Raw genomic sequence first — 4,602 nt, forward strand, 5'->3', positions numbered from 1 at the left:
ATCCACCCTGCCGATCCTTGTTCTACCAGTTCATAAATTTGGCGAAGGTATTGATACCTAAGATATTATTAATAACATAGCGACCATTTTTTAATTGATGATTTGGTTGCCAGTAAGTGATTATGTCTTCTTTTGTTTGAACTTCCGGCTGCATTTTTACCCCAGGAGTGCTGTTTGTAGAATCAATTGAATTATCATTCTGATTATGACTTTCTTGGTCTTGTTGCATAATAATTAACCTTCTTTTTTGAAGATATTGAGTGAACAATACTTCAAGCCCCAGCTTTTATTTACTTGTGATTACCCACATTTCAAAATAGCGATCGCCCTCAAAACCAGATTCCAAAATCCTGGTTTTTTCATCGTAATTGTCAGTATTCTTCAATATAACGCTTCTCAATGACATTCAATCCACTTGTCAACCGTAAATTTATGTAAGGTAAAAAAATTACTTACACCGTTATATGAGATTGCGCTCTTTTCGACTCAGAACAATCTCCTCTGTTTTCCCACCATCCACTAAAAAAAGTTTCTGTTGATTTAAACTGTACTCCAAGTGGGCAGGTGGTTGAAACTGTAAATATCTACCAGTTTGATCACTGTCTCGGAATGTCAGCAACCAAAATACAGGTTCGTCTCCGTCTACAAATTTGCCCAGAATAAGTATGACATCTCCGTTGTTTAGCTGTAATCTACTATGCTGGCGCACGTCTATCTTGGTATCAGTATTGTACCGTTGCACAAAGGTTCCATTTGCACTCGACTCATCCTCTACCCACCAAACATTTGCTTCACGCTTTAGCACACAATGTTGGCGCGAGATAGTCTTTTCGGGATTAGGTAAGACAATATCATTACCGTTAGTTCTACCGACGGTCAGCCTTTCCTGTTCTAGCTTGATCGTGTACTGTTTGCCATTTGGCTCTTGAACATCAAGAAAGTGACATTCTGAAAATAACATTGCTCAAATACCTCCTCTTACCATCTGACTTGTAAAAATTTAGTGAGGTTGCTGTCACAGAATATTATTTTGGTATGGCGTGGTAGAAGGCAACTGACAAGCTATGTCAAATTACTCTCATGTCAATCCAAGATAGCTTGAATTTTTATTGAAAATTGATTCTCTGCTTTACCTCTTCCTTTTTACCCGAACGGGTTAAATTAAGCTTAGTTTTGTATGAAGTCTATTGTTTAGATGCCAGTGTTGATCAATGATCAATTAAGATGTCCTAATGGAAGAGCGATATAGCGTGCAAACATCCGCCAATCCCTGGATTTATTCGGCTCCCTTTTTTCAAGGTTTGCCAGAAACTGTTGTCGAAGTAGCTCTAACTCATCTTGTTACCCGTACTCACCCAGCTAATCAGGTGATTTTGCTAGAAAATGACTGGGGAGGTTCTGTTTATTTTATTATTGAGGGATGGGTAAAAATTCGCACTTACAATCTCGAAGGAAAAGAAGTAACACTGAATATCCTCGGCAAGGGAGAGTTATTTGGTGAAATGGCTGCACTTGATGAAGTCCCTCGTTCTACAGATGTAATTACTTTAACTGGAACTTTGATTGGCAGTATGCCTGCCCAAGATTTTGTGAAGTTACTTCAGACAGAACCCTTGGCTGGAGTAAGGTTGTCCCAATTAATGGCACGACGCCTACGACAAGTAAATCGGCGGTTGCGATTGCGGGAATCTGACAGTCAGTCCCGTGTTGCAGACACATTATTGTTTTTGGCAGAGGGACAAGGAAAAAAAGGGCAAACAGGAACTGAAATTCCGATTTTACCTCATCGCGAATTGAGTAGTTTAAGCGGACTGGCGCGGGAAACTGTAACCAGAGTATTGACGAAGTTAGAAAAAAAAGGCTTGATCAAACGAGAGCAGGAAGTGATTTGTATTCCTAATCTGTCAGAACTAGAGAAAATGATAGTCTGACACTGTATTGCTGTAGAACGGCAAGGATTTAAACCCATTTCTTCGATAAAGTTCGTGGTTCATGGCTAATGATGAATCGCAATGAACAATTAGTGATTAGCAACAATCTATATAATCAATGACCAATGACTAATGACCAATGACTAGAAAACCCCTAGATCAACAAGATAATTTAAGACAACCGCAATTAAAGCTAGATGCGCCTTTACGGATGATGGAAACGGCGTTTTTAGCCAGTACTGCTAGCTTAATTTGGTTTATTAATTTCTATTTTCCATTAGGCCCATTATTGAAAATATTTTTCCCAGTACCGATCGCTCTAGTTTATCTACGTTGGGGCAAAAGAGCTTCATGGATGGCAGCTTTAACTTCTGGGTTACTGCTGTCAGTATTAATGGGCCCAGTCCGCAGCATGTTATTTGTTATACCCTTTGCGTTTATGGGGGTACTTTTAGGGGCTGCTTGGTATCGTCGTGTTCCTTGGATTATTTCTATCAGCTTGGGTGCTGTATTGGGTACTATTGGGGTATTTTTCCGGTTGTGGTTGCTGTCTGTGTTATCAGGGGAAGACCTTTGGATTTATGTAATTAATCAAGTCACAGAGGTTGTAGAGTGGATCTTCCTGAAGCTAGCAATATTATCATCTCCCAGTACATCTTTGATCAATTTGGGAGCGATCGCTTTAATTATCTTAAACAATTTTATTTACCTGTTTCTCGTCCACATCGCAGCTTGGCTATTACTAGATCGCCTGGGAAACTCCATTCCCCGTCCCCCCCATTGGGTACAAGTTTTGATGGATTATGAATAATAGTCATAGCAGGGAACAGGGAACAGTTAACTGATTCATGCCCCAATGCCTAATAAGTTTGTTCGTATTTATACAGAAAATGAACAGGGTAAGGAATGGATTGACCGATATAGCGGTTGTTCGCCCTTGTTTGCCTGTGTATTAGGTTTTACTGAAACTGGTTTAATTCCGGGTATTTCCGCAGCTGGTCTGACAAGTGAGGATCGTAAATATACAGCCATTGCTGATGCTGAATTTCTTTACTATGGTGTAGAACACAGACCTCAGTATCCTCTACCACCTTTAACTGCTGGAGCGTCACCTGTGTTCATTTCTCGGACTGTGGTAGAGGCGTTACATATTCCAGTTTATTTATTTAATGCTGGTTTACCCTACCCTCCAAATGTCCCAGCGATTGATTTAGGGGGTAGCACTGCTAGATGTTTAAGTCATGGTAATGCTTTGGAATTGGCAACAGTACAACATTTATTAGAGGTGGGACTGTTTTGGGGCGATCGCCTAGCTGCCAAACTTAAAGGAAGCTATGTAGTTTTGGGTGAATGTGTAGTAGGTGGAACCACAACGGCTTTGGCTATTTTACTCGGTTTAGGTATAGACGCAGCCGGAAAAGTCAACAGTAGCCACCCTAGTTGTAACCATACGCAAAAATTGGCAGTGGTGCAGGCTGGACTTGAGAAGATTACAGGGGGAAACCACACTCCCCCATCTGTGTTAATAGATCCTCTTCAATTAGTCGCAGCAGTGGGCGACCCCATGCAGGTAAGTATGGCAGGAATGGCGATCGCTCTAAGTCGTAGTTGTGGCGTTTTACTGGCTGGGGGAACACAAATGCTGGCGGTATACGCGCTGATGAGAGCGATCGCAACAACTTATTCTTTACCCTGGCGATCGCCACAAGTAGTTGTTGGTACAACTCGCTGGGTAGCTGAAGATCCCACAGGAAGTACTGTTGAATTAGCCCAATTGATTAACCTCAGTGGCTCTCCTGTGTCTTTACTTGCGACTCAATTAATTTTTACTCATTCTCGCTATCCTCAACTCCAAGCCTATGAGCAGGGTTTTGTTAAAGAAGGTATGGGGGCTGGTGGTGCAGCGATTATGGCTCATTTATACCAAAACTGGCAGCAAAATCAGCTTTTGGCAGCAATTGAAAGTCAAATTGAGCGAATGCTCTCAATCAATAGTGATTAGTCTTGTCATTTATCGAAAATTAATGACTAATGACTAATGACTAATGACTAATGACTAATGACTAAATTAATGAATTCTTTTTAGTAATAATTGCTCTTCCAAAGCAGCAATTCGATTGTATGCTGCTGTTAATTGTGCTGTCAGTCTTTGAATTTGAATTTCTGGTGCAATATGTCTATCTCCTCCCTGAAGATTTGAGTCTGGATAAACCCCGTCTGCTATGACATCCTTGTGTTCCATCTCTGGATTAAGGTTGATATGTCCTGTTAAAGGAAAACGACTAGCATCACTATTTTCTGAAAAAGCCTGTTTATCGTCATTTTTTGTATCTAAGCTACAAACCGATAAAGCTTGAGATACTTTATTATCAAGCTGCTCTATTACTTGGTATAGGGCATCTAGCTTATAACTTAAAGATAGCACCTGCTTTTGTAATGGCTCCATTTAATATGCTCATACGCTTATTTTTCTCTATGGTATTCAATAAGGTAGCAACGTTAAACATATTTATGATTTTTTTAAGCTTCCATATTATTTTTTTCAATAAAATATTTAACTAATTATTTAGCAATAAATCTCAATATATTTAGAAAATACAACTAAACATGAGTATTGACAATACCTTCGCCAAAATAAAGAGGGCTTTCCGTAGTAGAGTTATTGTTTACC

6 protein-coding genes are annotated in these 4,602 nt (G+C 39.9%); 3 read left to right on the top strand and 3 right to left on the bottom strand.

What is annotated here, in order from left to right:
* Positions 1 to 22 precede the first annotated feature (22 nt).
* The gene (locus AC5JMK_RS12635; RefSeq protein ID WP_495910234.1) at positions 23 to 229 is read right to left on the bottom strand and encodes a hypothetical protein; all 207 of its coding nucleotides are present in this window, start codon (positions 227 to 229) and stop codon (positions 23 to 25) included.
* A gap of 231 nt (positions 230 to 460) precedes the next feature.
* Complete coding sequence (locus AC5JMK_RS12640) at positions 461 to 961, bottom strand: FHA domain-containing protein (RefSeq protein WP_495910235.1); 501 nt, start codon at positions 959 to 961, stop codon at positions 461 to 463.
* A gap of 271 nt (positions 962 to 1,232) precedes the next feature.
* On the opposite strand from AC5JMK_RS12640, the gene AC5JMK_RS12645 reads away from it, so the two are divergent.
* From AC5JMK_RS12645 to cobT, 3 genes are all read left to right on the top strand, one after another.
* The gene (locus AC5JMK_RS12645) at positions 1,233 to 1,931 is read left to right on the top strand and encodes a Crp/Fnr family transcriptional regulator (RefSeq protein ID WP_096676559.1); all 699 of its coding nucleotides are present in this window, start codon (positions 1,233 to 1,235) and stop codon (positions 1,929 to 1,931) included.
* Positions 1,932 to 2,070: 139 nt separating this feature from the next.
* The gene (locus tag AC5JMK_RS12650) at positions 2,071 to 2,742 is read left to right on the top strand and encodes a DUF2232 domain-containing protein (protein ID WP_096676558.1); all 672 of its coding nucleotides are present in this window, start codon (positions 2,071 to 2,073) and stop codon (positions 2,740 to 2,742) included.
* A 45-nt stretch (positions 2,743 to 2,787) separates the two neighbouring features.
* Positions 2,788 to 3,933: a nicotinate mononucleotide-dependent phosphoribosyltransferase CobT gene (cobT, locus tag AC5JMK_RS12655; protein ID WP_495910236.1), complete on the top strand. Its 1,146-nt coding sequence runs from the start codon at positions 2,788 to 2,790 to the stop codon at positions 3,931 to 3,933.
* Positions 3,934 to 3,999: 66 nt separating this feature from the next.
* Here the strand turns inward: cobT and AC5JMK_RS12660 are convergent, their stop codons facing one another.
* Positions 4,000 to 4,377, bottom strand: coding sequence for a hypothetical protein (locus tag AC5JMK_RS12660; protein ID WP_096676556.1), 378 nt, complete (start codon positions 4,375 to 4,377; stop codon positions 4,000 to 4,002).
* Positions 4,378 to 4,602 lie beyond the last annotated feature (225 nt).

Source organism: Pelatocladus sp. (assembly GCF_059505505.1).